The 17896-nt window shown below is 34.1% G+C and carries 15 protein-coding genes; 6 read left to right on the top strand and 9 right to left on the bottom strand.

Going from position 1 to position 17896, the window contains the following annotated elements; all coding sequences use genetic code 11:
- Positions 1-75 precede the first annotated feature (75 nt).
- The 6 genes from AAGD42_RS04375 (at position 76) to AAGD42_RS04350 (ending at position 9549) form a co-directional block, all read left to right on the top strand.
- Positions 76-810 (top strand): TlpA disulfide reductase family protein, encoded by a 735-nt coding sequence (locus AAGD42_RS04375; protein ID WP_341753392.1) that lies wholly within the window; start codon positions 76-78, stop codon positions 808-810.
- A 3-nt stretch (positions 811-813) separates the two neighbouring features.
- Positions 814-1740: a S49 family peptidase gene (locus tag AAGD42_RS04370; RefSeq protein WP_341752381.1), complete on the top strand. Its 927-nt coding sequence runs from the start codon at positions 814-816 to the stop codon at positions 1738-1740.
- A 437-nt stretch (positions 1741-2177) separates the two neighbouring features.
- On the top strand, positions 2178-3179 hold the full coding sequence (gene obgE, locus AAGD42_RS04365) for a GTPase ObgE (protein WP_341750773.1): 1002 nt from the start codon (positions 2178-2180) through the stop codon (positions 3177-3179).
- Between the two features lie 247 nt (positions 3180-3426).
- On the top strand, positions 3427-3762 hold the full coding sequence (locus tag AAGD42_RS04360) for a transposase (protein ID WP_341760711.1): 336 nt from the start codon (positions 3427-3429) through the stop codon (positions 3760-3762).
- A gap of 280 nt (positions 3763-4042) precedes the next feature.
- Complete coding sequence (locus AAGD42_RS04355) at positions 4043-9088, top strand: autotransporter domain-containing protein (protein ID WP_341752379.1); 5046 nt, start codon at positions 4043-4045, stop codon at positions 9086-9088.
- Positions 9089-9378: 290 nt separating this feature from the next.
- On the top strand, positions 9379-9549 hold the full coding sequence (locus AAGD42_RS04350; RefSeq protein WP_341752378.1) for a hypothetical protein: 171 nt from the start codon (positions 9379-9381) through the stop codon (positions 9547-9549).
- 69 nt (positions 9550-9618) lie between these two features.
- Here the strand turns inward: AAGD42_RS04350 and AAGD42_RS04345 are convergent, their stop codons facing one another.
- The 9 genes from AAGD42_RS04345 to rho all read right to left on the bottom strand — a co-directional run bounded on the left by AAGD42_RS04345 (position 9619) and on the right by rho (position 17651).
- Positions 9619-10959: an MFS transporter gene (locus tag AAGD42_RS04345; RefSeq protein ID WP_341752377.1), complete on the bottom strand. Its 1341-nt coding sequence runs from the start codon at positions 10957-10959 to the stop codon at positions 9619-9621.
- Positions 10960-10961: 2 nt separating this feature from the next.
- Positions 10962-12347 carry an MFS transporter gene (locus AAGD42_RS04340; RefSeq protein ID WP_341752376.1) on the bottom strand — a complete coding sequence of 462 codons (1386 nt, stop codon included), beginning with the start codon at positions 12345-12347 and terminating at the stop codon, positions 10962-10964.
- Positions 12348-12419: 72 nt separating this feature from the next.
- Positions 12420-12737: a hypothetical protein gene (locus AAGD42_RS04335; protein ID WP_341752375.1), complete on the bottom strand. Its 318-nt coding sequence runs from the start codon at positions 12735-12737 to the stop codon at positions 12420-12422.
- Entirely contained in the window at positions 12725-13477 is a 753-nt protein-coding gene (locus AAGD42_RS04330; protein ID WP_341753391.1) for an IS5 family transposase, read from the bottom strand. The genes AAGD42_RS04335 and AAGD42_RS04330 overlap by 13 nt, the downstream gene beginning before the upstream one ends.
- 96 nt (positions 13478-13573) lie before the next feature.
- A complete protein-coding gene (locus AAGD42_RS04325; RefSeq protein WP_341752374.1) occupies positions 13574-13708 on the bottom strand; it encodes a hypothetical protein in 135 nt (44 codons plus the stop codon).
- A 7-nt stretch (positions 13709-13715) separates the two neighbouring features.
- A complete protein-coding gene (locus tag AAGD42_RS04320) occupies positions 13716-14312 on the bottom strand; it encodes a hypothetical protein (RefSeq protein WP_341752373.1) in 597 nt (198 codons plus the stop codon).
- Positions 14313-14427: 115 nt separating this feature from the next.
- Positions 14428-15306 carry a YaaA family protein gene (locus AAGD42_RS04315; protein ID WP_341752372.1) on the bottom strand — a complete coding sequence of 293 codons (879 nt, stop codon included), beginning with the start codon at positions 15304-15306 and terminating at the stop codon, positions 14428-14430.
- Between the two features lie 24 nt (positions 15307-15330).
- Complete coding sequence (gene mdh / locus AAGD42_RS04310; protein ID WP_341752371.1) at positions 15331-16278, bottom strand: malate dehydrogenase; 948 nt, start codon at positions 16276-16278, stop codon at positions 15331-15333.
- A gap of 20 nt (positions 16279-16298) precedes the next feature.
- Entirely contained in the window at positions 16299-17651 is a 1353-nt protein-coding gene (gene rho / locus AAGD42_RS04305) for a transcription termination factor Rho (protein WP_341750781.1), read from the bottom strand.
- Positions 17652-17896 lie beyond the last annotated feature (245 nt).

Here is a 17896-nt window from a genome sequence, read left to right as displayed (position 1 = left end):
AATGGCTTTTTTAGTCCACAAGAAGTTAAAATTAAGCAGCTTAATAATATTAGAGGTAAAAAAATATTGTTTTTCATGATAATTAATAAATTAGTTGGCAATAATTCTATTGTTTATAGGTATATTAAAAAATATAGTAAACTGTTTTTTTTGATTGTAGCATACTTATTGTGCATCACTAATAGTTTTGCATTAGATTATAGCAAGTCAGGCGTAAAAATGCTTGATTCATCTCCCGTTCCAGATACGGTATTTTTTTTCGATGATAAAGGTGAAAAATATTCTCTTGATAATTTTGAAGGAAAAACGATATTATTGGTATTCTGGGCAACATGGTGTGCATCTTGTGTTAAGGAAATGCCAGATTTAGATATATTGCAAAAAGATTTTAGAAAGCTACCATTTGCTATAATTCCTGTATCACAAGACTACCAAGGCATAGAGGTTATACAAAAATATTATAAAAATTATGATATAAGATATTTACCAATCTATCATGATTTTAGGAATCAATTATTTAAAGCTCTTTCAATAGTTGGTATACCAACTGCTGTTCTAATTAGCCCAGATGGAAAAATGTTAGTAAGTTTTGTTGGTATTATTAATTGGTACGATACAGAAATTCGGAATATTATTTTGTCAAATATTCCTGGGAATCATCCAGAACCCAAGAATAGTTACCGTGAACAAACGATTAATCAACCGGTTAATAAACAGTTAGCACCTAAAGAACAGAAAGATAAAAAACTAGAAGTACAACAAAACATAAAGGAAGATCATAATGCTTCTGAAGAAACAAAAAAGGAGTAACCAATGCATAAAGCACATAATAAAAATTCAATTGCTGACACGAAATTTGAACAGGTAATTGCTAAACGTCAAGTAGGTAAGTTAGAACAATTATTTTCCTTGTTACCTATAATAGGTTCTGGGGCATCGAAGCCAGTGGTTGCGGTTCTTCGCCTTAGTGGAGTTATCGGTAAAGTAAGCTCAATAAAATCAGGGATAACTATTGAGTCACTACATGAGTTAATTGACAAGGCTTTTCAAATCAAAAATCTTGAGGCCCTATGTTTAAGTATAAATTCTCCAGGTGGTTCACCTGTGCAATCTGAGCTGATTAGTAAACGTATAAGGTTGTTAGCTCAGGAAAAGAAAATACCCATTTATAGTTTTGTAGAAGATGTAGCAGCATCTGGTGGATATTGGCTTGCCTGCATTGGTGATCAAATATATGCGTCTAGGAGTTCAGTTATTGGTAGTATAGGAGTTATTTCGTCTGGTTTTGGGTTCCCCGCTGCTATCGATAAGCTTGGTATAGAAAGGAGAGTCTATGCAGAAGGTAAGAATAAATCTATCCTTGATCCATTCCAACCAGTACAAAAGGAAGATATTAAAATTATTAAGCATCTACAAAAACAGATTCATCAACATTTTATAGATTATGTTAAAGAACGTCGAGTCGGTAAATTAACTCAAGAAGATGATATTTTATTTAATGGAGAATTCTGGTCTGGACAAACTGCTGTTGATTTTGGTTTAATTGATGGTATAGATGATATGTATAGTTTCATAAAAAAGAAATATGGGGATGTAACTATTAAATATGTAGCTAATAAACAATCATGGATTAAGAGAAAGCTTGGTATGGTCAGGCAGGATTTCGTACAAGAATTTTCTGATACATTGATTGAATCGATAGATAATAAAATTACCTATGATAGATTTAATATACGGTAATAGATTGCTTCGTCGACCTTAGGGTCTCCTCGCAATAACGTATATAAGTAATGCTAATCGGGTTAGCTATAGAAATAATAAAAATATTTTTCACAAAACACTTAGCGTACATTATAATTAGTATATACTCTTCAAAGCAGAAAAGTATACTTATACGTTATTGCGAGACCACGTAGTGGTCGCGGCAATCCACATTCATTAGAAATGGATTGCTTCGTCGCTACTAAAGTATCTCCTCGCAATGACGAGTTATAGATCATACGTCATTGCGAGCGAACGTATGTGAGCGTGGCAATCTATGGAGCTTATCATATGGATTGCTTCGTTGACCTCATGGTCTCCTTGCAATGACGGTTGTGAAGCTTGCAATATCTTTCAACGTCATTGCTATGACGCTGTCGGAATACTCAACTTTTAATAACTTACAATAATAAATTATGAATTTTATCGATGAAGCTAAAATATATTTAAAAGCGGGTAATGGTGGTGATGGAGCGGTTAGCTTCCATCGAGAGAAATATATCGATATGGGAGGACCTGACGGTGGAGATGGTGGTCGTGGTGGCAGCATTATTTTTAAGAGCAATTCTCATATTAATACTTTAGTAAATTTTAGGTATAAACTACATTTTAAAGCAGAAAACGGTGAAAATGGTAAAGGTTCAAACCGAACTGGTAAATCTAAACCAGCTTTAGTCCTACAAGTACCAGTTGGAACACAAATATTTTCAGAACATAATGATGTTCTACTATATGATTTTACTTCAGATGAACAGATTTTTGAAATAATTAAAGGGGGAAAAGGAGGGCTTGGTAATAGCCATTTTAAGTCATCGATCAATCAAGCTCCGAGACGTAGAACTGAAGGTATCATCGGGGAAGAGATGTGGATAAATTTACAACTCAAACTACTTTCAGATGTTGGTCTTATAGGTTTACCTAATGCAGGGAAGTCCACTTTTCTTGCAGCAACGACATCAGCAAAACCTAAAATTGCTGATTATCCATTTACCACACTAAGCCCAAATCTTGGTGTTGTTTACGTAGATGATGAAGAATTTGTGATAGCTGATATCCCAGGTTTAATAGAAGGAGCCCATTTGGGACATGGGCTTGGTGATAAGTTCCTAAAACATATTGAGAGGTGTAATTTATTGATTCATCTGATATCAGCAACAAGTGATAATTTGTTGGCTGATTATCAAACTATTAGGAATGAGCTTGAATCATATTCAAACTTATTAAAAAATAAGACAGAAATAATCTGTTTAAATAAGTGCGACATTTTGTCAGAGGAAGAAGTTCAAGACAAAATTACCAAATTACAAAAAATTACCAGTGAGGAGATTTTTGCAGTTTCTGCCTATACAAAAACTGGATTGAATAGAATAATAAAAAAAGCCCTTGGAAACATAAAAAACACAAGACTCCACAAATAATCATGTTATTCGTGTATACTGATCATAAATAAAAGGTTGCAATAGTAGAAAGAATATAGTAGGGTTTTTGTATTATGAATAAAGCATATATCACTAAACATAATTGATATTTGACAATCAACAATAAAGGAAACTTTATGGCACTATAAGTGATCAAAGGTAACGCAGATAATAGGATTTCAGTACCATAATTAACAAAAGGATTAACTGGAATTATGGCTGCTGATAAAGGTTATATCAAGAAAATTTGTTCTTAAATTTATATGAAAGAGGCTTAAAAATGATTCATGGAATTAAGAAGAATATGGAAAATAAATTAATGGATTTAAAAGAAAAAGCATTACTTCGAAGGCACGGCTTAATTGAAACAGTTTTTGATTATCTAAAAAATAAAATGGATATTGAACACACTAAACATAGGTCTTCGATAAATGCCTTTGTCCATATATTATCTACTCTTGCTACCTATTCGTTAAAAAAACATAAACCTTCAATAAAACTTGACTTTAATCTACATATTCACAACATCCTTATCCCGACATTAATTACAAGATACCTTAAACTCTTACAACCGCTTAGTTAACCAAACAACATTGTATAACAAGCTGATTCTGTGTGTTAAAACCCTGCTATATCTATCACTTTTATACTCTGATACCGCTTTTGTTAGAGATAGTTTTTCTAATAGGTTTATATGCATATATCCTTTTTGGAGTTGTTCTCACAGGCATTAGACCTGAAGTCCTAGGACTTAATGCCACATAATAACTGTATCTCTCCAATTTAACCCAAACACTAGCGTATCTATGCAGGTATAAACATTCTGGAAATAACGAATTATTTTTTTATAAAAATGGAGAACTATGGCTAAAAAACAAAAATTCTTAAAAAATTTGCTGACCAGTGTATCAGTTGCCTCTGTTATAGCAAGTATGGGATGGAACAATGTTGCTTTTGGAGTAGCTACGACCCATGGTTTTAGGATGCTCAGTAAGAAGGATATTGCGTTATCAGATACGGCAGATAAGAAGAACTGGAAAAAAGTACAGAAGAATGGTAATTCTGTGGGAGATTATACTGCGGCACCTGGGGATAACACTGCATTTCTCTATAGTGCTCCTGTTACACTTGATGCTAATGTACATGATCATATAATTGCTGCTATCAATCTAGTTGGCAACAAACCTGGCATGCTTACGGTTAATGAAAATTTATCAATCGGTTCTATAGTGAGAGGTGAAAGAGCACAAAAAGATAATATAAAAAACGTGTTACCTATAACTATAGCAGCTGGTAAAACCTTAACTTTAACCGGTACTAAAGCTATAGATACAAAGCATGGTTTCACTACACATGAAAATACCTATACTGCATTGGGTAACATAATCCTTAATGGAGCAGACTCAACTCTTGTAATTCGACCTGCTAACGATTATGCTGGTAATCCCGGAAATATATCACTCACTGGTAATATCACTACAAATATTGATCGTGAGGGAATATTAACTTTCGCAGGAGCTGCTACAGTAACTGGGAATATTGGTGAGAATAATGCTTTATTATTTATTAATATTAATGGTGGTGATGTTGACTTACAACAAGATGTTTCTACTGAAACGCTCTACTTTGCTGTTGCCAATAGAACTGTAAAAATTGGTGGTAATTTTACAGGTGAAGTTTATTTTGCTAATGCTTGCACTTTAACATTTTACGGTGCTAATTCTCATAGTTTCAACGCAACAATAGCTAATGGTGATAATGGTATTTTAAATGTTCAGACTAACCTCGTAGCTACTAATGCAGATATTGGTAATATTAAGATTATAAATATTGGTATTCCCGGTGAGGTTGGTCCCCCTGTTGTTGATTCTACTGCTAAGGTTCTAGCAATAAATGCCTCAGATAATAATGTTCATCTCCTTACTCATGTTGATGCAGAAGTTAATTTCTTGCATCCAAACTCAAGATTAGAATTATTTACTATAAGACAGGATCGAATTATAACCTTTGAGAAGGACTTACCAGGGCATGTTGGTGGTGGTGGAATAGTATTGATGGGTGGTATCGGAGATGCTACTTTAACTGTACAATCTAAAGATAACAAAGCTCTTGGTGCAGACACTCAAAAGCTAGGACACATTGCAGCCTTTGGTAAGGTGACCATCAAAGGAGATAATGCTAATAAACTTGATATTAGTAACACGGGGAAATTGAGCATTGTTCATGATACAGAATTTGTTACAGAATTTACCGATGAGAGTTGTACTTCAGCCGCGATTGGTCAAATCGATATTGGACAATCTTATACTGGTGCTGCTGGTGGTGTTGGTACTGCTGTTACTGGTCCAGCAACTTATGTACTGGATGCCAAATATGGTGATTTTCATATTTTAACTGATGCCACTCATCGAATTAATTTCTTGGATCCAGATGCTAAATTAATATTACGGAATAGTGATAATGATGACAAGACCATAACTTTAGCAAATAATTTGGTTCCAATTAATGATAAAGAAGGTGTAGTTGAGTTTAATTCTGCTGTTGCTAACACAATGTTGACGATTAATAAAATAGGAGTTGCTAGTTTAGGTGATGCTAATTTTAAGCTAAATAAGATAAATTTCTCTGGTGATGGGAATATTAATATCGCTCCCACCATATATGCTCATACTATAATATCAGATATAGCTGGTACGGTAACAACAAACGGTATTAATGGTAGTGTGATTCTCAATGCTGCTGGTCAGCTAAATGGTAACGTTGATGGTGGTGTGATTTTTGATGCTGTGGGTGCTAAGTTAGATGGTAACGTTACTGGTATTGTGATTTTCCATACTGCTGGTGGGCAGTTAAAAGGTGACGTTACTGGTCATGTGGGTTTTGCTGCTGATGGTACTACGACTGGTAACGTTACAGGAATTGTAACTGTTAATGGGGGCAATAGTACTGTTGGTGGTTCAATTGGTAGCGTAGTTTTTACTGGTAATGGTCAATTAGCTGCCAATAAGGGTGTCACAGGTGATGTAGATTTTAATAATCATGCAGGTACAGTTAATCTGGCAGATAGTAAGACAATCGGTGGTACTATCAAAAAGGGTGAAAATGCAACTTTAGTGTTTGCAGGGGCTGGAGAAGTAAGCAAGCCAATTGAGAAGTTAAAACTATTACAAGCTGGTAATGGTAATGTAAAATTAGCCACTGGTGATTATGGCATTACTGAAATCCAAGGTAATGGCGTGGGAACCTTAACTTTTGCTAGTGGTTTTAATTTAGCAGGTGGTATTAACTTGACTGGTGGACATGCAGTTGGTTTAATATTCGAGGGAAATAGCAGAATTAGCGGTGTTGTCGGGACAGAAACGAATCCCGTCGGTAATATCCAAATCAAAGCTGGTATTGTCACATTTGATGATCTCATCAATGCTAAAAATATCCGTATACTAGGTGGTGCAACTGTTGAGATTACTAAAGATGTCAATGCCAACAATATTAATGGACTAGGTATAGTTAAATTTAATAACAAAAAAGATATTGTCATTAATAGCCAAATAGGGGCTAATATTATAGAAATAGCCGGATCAAATGTAGAAACTATTCAAACATTTTCAGCGGTTAATGTTCACTTCTCTAGTGCTCAAAATGCAACTTTAATCTTAAAAGATAATAGTATTATAAGTAACATTACAACAGCTGGCAATGGTTTACATAGTCTAGCATTAAATGCAAATCTTGCCATTGTAGGTGATGTTGGCTCAGATAGCAACAGATTAAAAGAGATTAAATTACAAGGTGATCAGACTATTAGCATTACTAACAGTAATCTCTATGCTGCTGTGTTAACTACAACTTCTGATAGTAGTAAAGTAATATTTGAATCGAGTGGTAGTGTTGCTTATGGTAATCTAGGATCAGATACCCTTAGATTGCTTGATGTAACTTTTGATAGTAATTCTAAGGTGAAAGATGATGTTTATTCCAAGAAAATAACCATTAATGCTGATAAAATGGCAAGTTTTGATGGTACTAATACAAGAACTATATCAATACCAGGAATACCAAGGTTATTGAAGGAGTTTACCTATAGCACAGAAATTGTTTCGGAAGAGATAAATGCTGAAGACTCATCCAAGATGAAATTTGATAATGCAGCCTTGATTAACGCACCAATTAATGGTGGACAGGTGATATTAGCAGATAATGTATGGTTTAAAGAAGAAGTAAAGTCAGCCGCCTCTGTAACCTTTGCTCCAGATAAGTATGTAATATTAGAAAAAAATATTGCGTTTTCTAACATTGAAGCCAGTCAAGCTAAGATAATTATCTTGTCTGAAAAACAAGCTATCACTGGTGAGTTAGCAGCTAAAGATTTAACAATAGATCTTGGAACTAATCAATTAAAATATGCTGGTAATACCAAACTGACAGGAGAGCTAAAATTACACAGTTTCTATGACTCATCAAAATCGGTAGGTGGTAATATAGAAATTCAGAGTAATGGTAAACTGGATCTATCACAACTAGACAAATTGCTCATAACAATAGCAGGACGGACTGATGTTAACAAAATTTCTGACGATACTAAATATATTCTGATTTCGTCAGTTGATGGTAATGGTATTAGTACCTTGGATCCAAGTAAAATTACCTTAGATTCAATAAGTGAACAAAACCGCTTTGTCAGTTGGACTATTGATCCTAACAATCTGACCCTGCATGCAAAGGACATTTCTAAGGAAGTTTTAGAGAAAGAATTTACTGATAAGCCTAAAGAAAAAAAGCAGTTTATTAAGCAATTGGAGAAGGCAGCGGAGGCAGATCCTAACTGTGATGCTGCTAAGTTTAGAAATGACCTTGGTTGTATGGATAAAAATAATGCCCAATTGGCAATGGAGAAACTATTGTCTAGTAATGAAAATTTAACTTCAATGAAAGATGGTCTAGAAAGTTTAACATATGTAATAAGTGAAGCAATTTTTCAAGCTACCCACCAAATTACTTTAAGGTCTGGAAACATGCAGGTTCCTGTAGCATCGGGTGATGATGATAAGGTAATATTATATGGAGTATGGGGTAGTCCATTTTATAGTATTGCTGACCAAAAAATGCGAAAAGGAGTTAGTGGTTATAAATCAAAGTCAGCTGGTGGGATAGTTGGCTTCGACAGTTTAATAAATGATAATTTGCTAATTGGTGCAGCTTATAGCCAAATTAACACAAAAATGTCTCATAAAGATCAGAAAATTGGTGATAAAACTAGTGGTAATACTAATGTCTTTTCCATATATGGTTTATATAAATTCTCGGCTAATTGGTTTGCTGAAGCGATAGCATCATATGGCATAACTAATGTTAAAAATTCGAAAGGACGTGTACTCCCAACTGATAAGATAGCTGTTACTACTCTAGGTACAGCTGTTGCTAAATATAAATCTACTTCTTATAGTGGGCAACTACTTACCGGGTATAATCACCAACCTTCTGAAAAGTTAACCATTACGCCAATAATTGGGCTAAGATACTCACAATTTATGGATGCCGATCATGTGGAAAGTGGTACAGCATGCCAAAACCTAATTGTTAAGAATAGGTTGTACAATAAATTTGAAGGTATTTTGGGTCTAAGAACTGCAACAAACATACAACTTGACCAATTACTGCTAATACCAGAATTGCATGGCTACGTTAATTATGACTTCAAAGGAAAATCACCCATAATTGAGGCAAGGTTAGGTGGGATGAATGAACCATTACAAACCAAATCAGTTAAATCTGCTAAGATATTCTTCACTGTTGGTACTAGTTTAGCTGCAAAACACAATATGATGGAATATAGCGTTGCCTATAACGCTAACATTGCCAATAAATATATTGGTCACCAAGGTAGTTTGAAAGTTAAAGTGAATTTCTAGGGAGTAAAAATTGGATTGCCAAGCGTCACTGCGAGGAAGGCATATATGTGTCCCGAATGTCATTGCAAGAAGGCATAGCCGACGAAGCAATTCCTAGACACTGTTAACAAAGGTGTAATTTAATAGCAGCAAGAGCGATAAAAGAGAGGAAAGAAAGATCATCTTTTTCATATCGGACAGCAAGCCTCCGATTTTCTTTTATTTTTCCAAAGAATCTTTCAATAGCTCCTCTAAGTTTGTATTTTTCCCCTAACTTCGGAAAATAGTTAAAGATAAGTGCAGCAGAAACATTGAGTATATTATTTCAACAAAAGAAAAATGATGTTTTATTGATTAAATTATTTGACCAACTACATAATATGCAAACTATTGGTGCTAAATCTCCTGAGAAGATTAAGAAAATTGTAGAGGAGACTCTTAAGAGTTTTATAAGTGTTAGCATGTGTGAGCAAAACGATTAGAAAATATATTAACTAATTTATGTTACAAATATTTATTAGGTACTGAATTGCCATTAGAGTCTACAACAATTATTCAACATAAATACCAGCTTCCTGCTCTAACTTTTGAAAATGACGTAAAGCAAAAGCAAATCCTACATTTATTGGAACCATAATAATTAATAATCCCCAATGACCAAGATATTTTGTTAAAAATAAAATTCCAAAAGAAGTAATAACATACATCAAAGCACGTGATACAGCATATATCATACTGTTATAAGTATAACGTTTAAAGACTGGAAAATGTCTAAAAAATATTGATGCAGCTGGTACTCTACCAATAGCAAACATTGCAAGAAAAGTTTGAAATAAAAATAGGTAAAATGGCTCGGTTATGTTATCCAGAATATAAGGAGAAAATAGTATAAAAATAGAAAATATTACTACTTTCACTTTTAGAATTTTCAGTGGATATATCCTATAACTTAAATAACTTATAAATAACATAGCAGCCAACTGTATCATTGAGACAATAAAATTTTGATGTATTACTTGTTCTGCACTATAGCCAAAAGAACTTTTTAGGAGGCTGCCACAATGTACATAAGCGAAATAAAAACATCCTGGCCAGACGCAATTTACTATAAATAAATATAATACTGATTTTTTATTAACTTTTTTTTGCCATATGGGATTATCTTCTAAGCTAGCTATATCATTATTAGTTTCTTCAAAAACTTTCTTGATTCGGCGTTTGGCATCAGCAAATTCTGGTGTTTCTCGTAAGGTTGTTCTGGCAACAGACCCAACCAACGCAATTGCTGCACCAAGCCAAAATGCTAGACGCCAATTAAATCCATAAGGCGATGTAACGAACGAAGCAACTCCGAGTGCAGTTGTTGTCCCGATAACAGAAGCAACGGCAATAAAAGCTACTGCTGGATATTGTATAGGAGGTTTTATAGTCTCTGTTAAATAAAGTTCTGCTCCTACTATTTCGCCTACTGATGACATGCCTTGTAGTACGCGACAAACCGTAATTATTATGGAAGCAGCAATGCCAATTTGGGCATAAGTTGGAACATTAGCCATGATGACGCATGAAATTGCCATCATAATAGTGGTAATAATAACCGTTGCTTTTCGTCCTGCTCTATCCCCAATATAACCAAAAATTAATGCACCAATTGGACGAAAAACAAAAGTAGAACAAAAGGCAAAAGCTGTTAGCATAGATGCAGCAAAAGCTTCATATTTAGGAAAAAACAACTCATTTAATAATACCGCTAAATGGACATATAGCATCATATCAAAATACTCTAAAAAGATACCTATTGATAGTAACCCAACAGCTTCTTTTTGTTCTCTTGTAAGGTTGTTTTGCCGATCAGGGATAATTCTGGTGTTTTCTTGAACTAATGTACTCATAATTAACTCGAATAATTGTTTTCTTCGGAATAAGTAGCCGAGTTTCTAAAAGCAATAGGTAAATCGCCACACTCTTTTACCAACTTTTCAAAATACAATAGCCCGTAAGCAAAACCGATAATTATCGGAATTAGAATAACCCATAATCCCCAATTGCCAAAATATTCTATAAGATAGATAGAACCAAAAGAGGTAACAACACACATCAAAGCCCGAGATATAGCAAATGTCATGGTAGCACAGGTAAAACGTTTAAATACCGGAAATCTTTTATAAAGAATGGGGAAAGCAGGACCTAAACATTCATGCAATAACGCCATAACGCATTGCATCAAAAATAACTGATAAGGAGCATTAATATTATTCAATAAATATGGACAAAATATGATAAAAATAGAACTGATGATCAGTATAATTCTTATGATTGACAATGGATATATTTTAAAACTTAAATAACATAAGATTAACGCGATTACAAGCTCCATTAGACAGACAATAAAATTATGATGAATAACCTCAGCCGTTGTATAACTAAAATTAGTCTTAAGAACAGTGCTACAATATACATAAATAAAATAAAAAGTTACCGGTCCAGCACATTCTAATAAAAACAAAGCTATTATGGTTTTTTTATTAACTTCTTCTTGCAATATGGGATTATCTTTTAAGGTAGCTGTATCAGTATTAGTTTTTTCAAATATTCTTTTTATTCGACGTTTAGCATCGGCAAATTCTGGTGTTTCTCGCAAAGTTGTTCTGGCAACAGAACCAATCAATGCCACTGCTGCACCAAGCCAAAATGCCAGACGCCAGTTAAAACCATGCGAAGTAACAAGTGATGCAATGCCTAATGCCCCTAACCCCCCTAAAGCAGTAAAAACTCTTAATAATCCCACACTTACATATTGAGCTGGTGGCTTAAGTGTTTCCGTTAAATAAAGATCTGCACCTACTAATTCGCCCATAGAAGACATACCTTGCATAATACGACATATGGTCACTATCCAAGCCGCTACACTTCCTATCTGGGCATAAGTGGGCAAATTAGCTATGACAGTACATGAGGTAGCCATTATAAAAGTTGTGATGATTACTGTTGATTTACGCCCTATATTATCGCCTAACCAACCAAATATTACTGCCCCAATAGGTCGGAAAACAAAGGTAGAACAAAGAGCAAAAGCCATCATTAAATAGGTTGTGTGAGGATCAGTCGGCTCAAAAAATAACTCATTAAGAAACGCTGCCATATGGACATATAACATTAAGTCAAAATATTCGAGGAATGTGCCAATTGATAGTAAGCCAATCGATTCTTTTTGTTCTTTCGTAAGGCTAGTCTGGCGATTAGGGATAATCCTGGTGTTTTCTTGAACAGGTTTACTCATAATTGACTCAATGTTACTGTTGACTTCCAATAGTTCATATTTCCCCGGTGTTACTTTTATCTGCTTGTTTAATTACTTAATTATATAATAGTTGATGATTTGACTAATGATAGCAAGGAAAAATAGTATAGAAAAGTTAAAATAATAATTCACATGCTTCCAGCCAGGACGTTTAGTTTTCCCAGTTATACAAAAATCATCAACTTCTTCTATAAAAGATTTAAAATCCTTGTTTTCTTTAACTAATCTATTAGCCATATCCCAATCAATTTCTAATCTTTCTTTAGCAGGAATTAGTATTCGACCTTTTTCAACCGGCTCTTCTATATTTAATAAAATAAATCCTATGCCATGTCTAGGTTCTGTTGACAAAATTTTTAACGTAACCATATTAAAGCTCCAACAAAATTTAGAAAGGCTAAAAAGGTGGTTGGGGCTTTATCAAACCTAGAAAATATATGCCTAAAATATTTGATTTTACCAAAGAAACATTCAATTAAATGGCGTTCTTTATAAATATGTTTATCATATTCACGTTGTACTTTACGATTAGATTTTGGTGGTATAACAACCTCACCCCCCTTATTTTCTAAGCTTTCTACAAACGCACTACTATCATATCCTTTATCGCCTATCACCGTCGTATTCTGAACATCTTTAGTAAGATTTTCAGCCTGAGTGATATCATTTCTTTGCCCAGCAGTTAGTATAAACTTCAGTGGGTTACCCAATGCATCAACGAGGGCATGAATTTTAGTACTAAAACCACCTTTGCTTCTACCTAAAGCTGCTTCCTCTTGATTACCTTTAATATATCCAGATGAGCAAGCATGTGCTCTTACAATAGTTGCATCAATCATCATTGATTCCATATCTACATCTACTTTAACATGATCCATTAAAGCTTCCCATATACCTTTGTCAACCCATCTCTTAAATCTGCGATAAACACTGTACCAACAACCATAATAATCAGGCAGAAGACGCCATTGACAACCTGTTCTAGCAATAAACCATATTGCTTCAATAAACTGTCTTATTTTTTCCTCATTCTTGTTGTGTATAGCTTTTTTTTTCTTAAAAAATGATAAAATTGCTTCCCATGCTTGGTCTTCTATGTAATACTTCATATCGGTAGTTTCTTGGTTTCGATAACTAGAAACTACCATTTCTTCTTACTATTGCAACTTCTTTATTCTCCTCTGATAACTTAACATAAAATTTTGTCAACAGAACCTAGCAGCAAGGATTTCTAGTTCACGTAAAGTATCTTCTTTACCTTCTACTAAAGAAGAAGCTACTAAATATCCATAATGAGCCCATGAGGAATTTGATAATGCTTGAAAAAAAGATTGCCTCACATTGGTACTAATTAATTGCTACTTTTACCTCAAAAGACCAAAGCTTAGCTTTTTTATCGGCAAATTGTTTAACGCAATTTTTAGTCACTAGTGCCCAATCTTTAGTAAGATCCTCCATCCCCACTAGATCAGGATATAACCATTTATTACCGTTAGTACCCTTACGATTTGAAGAACATTTTTCATTAATAGGCATGTTATAAATACTAAGTTCCTGCCAAAGAAATTCTGAAAGCTTTAGATGCACTTCTTGTTCTTTTATGTTTGCCCCTTTTTCAGCATCTTCTATCTCTACCTGCTCAGTTTCTTTAGTATAATAATATCTACGTGGATAGTCTTCTTTTTTAATATTAGGTTCCTGATTTTGTATGCCTTGAAACCAATTTTTATGCATCTCTCCACTAAGGATTTCCAACATGACTTCAGCCTTTTTCAATGGATCATTTATATTATTCAGTGTTTCGTTTTTACTTCTTTCTGCTTTCTTTTTGACTTCCTCAGGATAAGTTTTTACTAGCCATTCAGCTATTTGAATAGGAGTAAATTTTTGTTCCTCATTGGCTTTAAGAAAGCCAATAATTGCTTTGTTACGATTAAATTCCATAAATAATCCCACTAATTTTATAAGTCATTAATAAAATAATAATCAAAATAGCAAAGAATTTAAATATAATTGCAGTTATTACCTTTAAATTTAAATGTAGTGGTAATATTACAACTTATGCATTTTTAACAAATATCCAATCGTTATTGGAAGACTCGGTTTCGCTATATTGATAGTTTTGCTTAGAAAAGTGTTTTAATTTTTCAGGGAGGTCTATAAGATTTTCTGCAATAAAATTAAACATGCTGCCCCTAGCCTTTTTGGAGTTTATTGCTATTATTTGTAATTTATTGTTTCTTCTTTCTTTAAAATATATATTAATTACTGGATATTTAAGATCATTCTGATTGATGACGCAGGAATATTCATTGGAGGCTAGGTTGATGAGGTATTTATTTTGATGAGTTGCTAATATTTGATTTATATAATTGGTAATATCGTTTTGCCAGAAATTTGATAATTTTTCAAAATTTGGCAATTTTGTTGACATTTCTAGTCGATAAGGTTTTATTTTTTCAAAAACTCTTAGTGCACCGTATAAACCTGATATAATTAACGTGTGTCCTTGCAAGAAATCCCACTGTTCTGCGGTAAAATTCCGCCTATCAATGTTATTGTAAACATCCCCATCATAGGCAAATATCGCTTGCTTCTGAGGTTGATTATCAAAATCTTGAAATCTATGATAATTAAGCTCAGCCAGTTTATCGCTAACCCCCATTAACTGCTTAATCTGATTTTGTGACAAATTTTTACATATTTGTAAAAGAACTTGTGTTTTAGTAAAAAAATGGGGTTGCATACTCTTCTGCTTTGAAGAATTGGCTCCGCAAAACTTCGGGGTTTCCGCGTGCTCACGTACTAGTTGTACGTTCCGCTCGCTCACCCCTTGTTTTACGTTCCAATTCTCCAAATCATTTGAGTACACCGATGGCAACCCCACTATTTGAGAAGTAAAATCTTGAGTTTTAGCTGGTGAGATTATACTGAGCATGCTACTAACTATACATAATAATCTTTACAACTTTACTGACTCAAGCAACTTTCTAACTCCATCTACTGATTTGTTAAATAAATTTTGCTCTTCAGTATTTAATTTTATTTCTACTATTTTTTCTACGCCATTTTTACCAATAATAACCGGCACACCGACATACATATTTTTTACTCCATATTCCCCTTGAAGATAAGCAGCACAACTTAATATTTTGCGTTTATCTTTTAGATAACTCTCTAACATTTCGATAGCAGATGTTGCCGGAGCGTAATAGGCAGAACCAGTTTTAAGTAGTGAAACAATTTCTCCACCACCATTTCTGGTACGATCTATTATTGCGTTAATACGTTCCTTCGTTGACCATCCCATTTCTACTAAATCTAAAACTGGTATCCCATTAATTGTTGAATACCTAACCAAAGGAACCATTGAGTCACCATGCCCTCCAAGGACAAAACTACTAACATTTTCTACAGAAACATTAAATTCATGAGCCAGGAAAAGGTTAAATCTGGCTGAGTCAAGTACCCCCGCCATACCAACTACTCTATTGCTAGGTAGCCCACTCTCTTTTAACATTACATAAACCATAGCATCAAGCGGATTGGTTATAACAATAACAAAAGCGTTCGGTGCATATTGCTTAATATTGCTAGCCACAGTTTTTATAACAGTGCTATTAACATTAATTAAATCATCACGACTCATTCCGGGCAAACGTGGCACTCCGGCTGTAACAATTATAGCATCTGAACCTGCTATATCTTTATAATCATTAGTACCTGTGGTAATTGCATCCGACCCTGTAATAGCTCCAGCTTGTGATATATCTAAAGTCTTACCCTGCGGAAAGCCTTGAGATATATCAAACATAACTACGTCACCAAGTTCTCTTAGACTTATCAAATGTGCAAGTGTTCCACCGATATTGCCACTACCAATTAAAGCAATTTTTGTTTTTTTACTCATACTTCCTCCTGAAAAGTATTTTATGAATTCATTGAATCAAAGAATTCTGTATTAGTTTTAGTATTTTTAAGTTTATCAATTAAAAACTCTGCTGCATCTATAGTCCCCATTGGATTAATGATTCTACGAAGAACCCACATTTTGGTTAGAATTGCTTTATCAACCAATAACTCCTCTTTACGTGTGCCAGATTTAGTAATATCAATCGCAGGATAAATACGTTTATCAGCTATTTTGCGATCGAGAACTATTTCAGAATTACCAGTACCTTTAAATTCTTCAAAGATCACCTCATCCATACGCGAACCAGTATCAATTAAAGCAGTTCCTATTATAGTTAATGAACCACCATTCTCAATATTTCTTGCTGCTCCAAAGAATCTTTTTGGTCGTTGTAATGCGTTTGCATCAACCCCCCCTGTGAGAACTTTACCAGAAGATGGGACAACAGTGTTATAAGCTCTGGCAAGTCTTGTTATTGCATCAACCAATATTACCACATCTTTTTTATGTTCTACTAACCTTTTAGCTTTTTCAATAACCATTTCTGCAAGCTGAACGTGCCTGATAGCTGGTTCATCAAAAGTTGAGCTAACTACTTCACCACGCACTGAACGCTGCATATCAGTAACTTCTTCTGGACGTTCGTCGATTAACAACACAATTAAAAATACTTCTGGATTATTGGTGGTAATAGCATGGGCGATATTTTGCAATAGAACAGTTTTACCAGTTCTTGGTGGAGCAACAATCAACGCCCGTTGTCCTTTACCCATAGGAGCCACCAATTCAATTATTCTGGTACTAAAATCCTTGCTATTATCTTCTAGTTCTAATGATAATTTTTCTTCAGGATAAAGTGGAGTCAAATTATCAAAATGTACTCTATGATATGCCTTAGAAGGCTCTTCGAAGTTAACTTTATTTACTTTCAGTAATGCAAAATAACGTTCTCCTGGTTTTGGAGCCCTAATTTGCCCTTCTACCGTGTCCCCTGTACGTAGTCCAAAGCGACGAATCTGACTTGGAGAAATATAAATATCATCAGGACCGGCGGAGTAATTTACCTCTGGGGATCTAAGAAATCCAAACCCATCAGGTAGAATTTCCAGTACACCTTCTCCTGAAATCAAATCACCCTGCTCAACAGATTTCTTAAGTATAGCAAAGACTAGCTCTTGTTTTAGCAAGGCACTAGAGTTCTCAATATTAAGATTTTCTGCTTGTACTTGTAATTCTTCAGGTGATTTTCGCTTTAATTGTTTAAGATTGATGATAACAACACCATCTTTATTAGGACTATCATACTTGATACTATTATTGTAATGATTATCATATGGTTCTTTACTATCAGTCACTGTATTTCTTGTCATATTTTATTTTCTTTAGATTAGTTAAGATTAGACTGTTCTAGAAGGCTGCCTGCAATAACTAAAGTAATTCTATATTTGGCTCTTTTTGGCTGCAAATAAACATGATTTTCTTGAAATAGGTACACTATTCCTCCAAAAATCATATTTATTATCGCCGAAAAATAGCTCAAAATACAATTAATTAGTTATAGCAGGCAGCCTCCTAGAAATTTTATTATTTCAGGTCATTTTGTTGTCAAAATCAA

It is taken from the genome of Candidatus Tisiphia endosymbiont of Dioctria linearis (genome assembly GCF_964026545.1).
Taxonomy (GTDB): Bacteria; Pseudomonadota; Alphaproteobacteria; order Rickettsiales; family Rickettsiaceae; genus Tisiphia.
The sequence above is the reverse complement of the archived record's forward strand: the minus strand, read 5'-3'. Positions and strand labels throughout refer to the sequence as shown.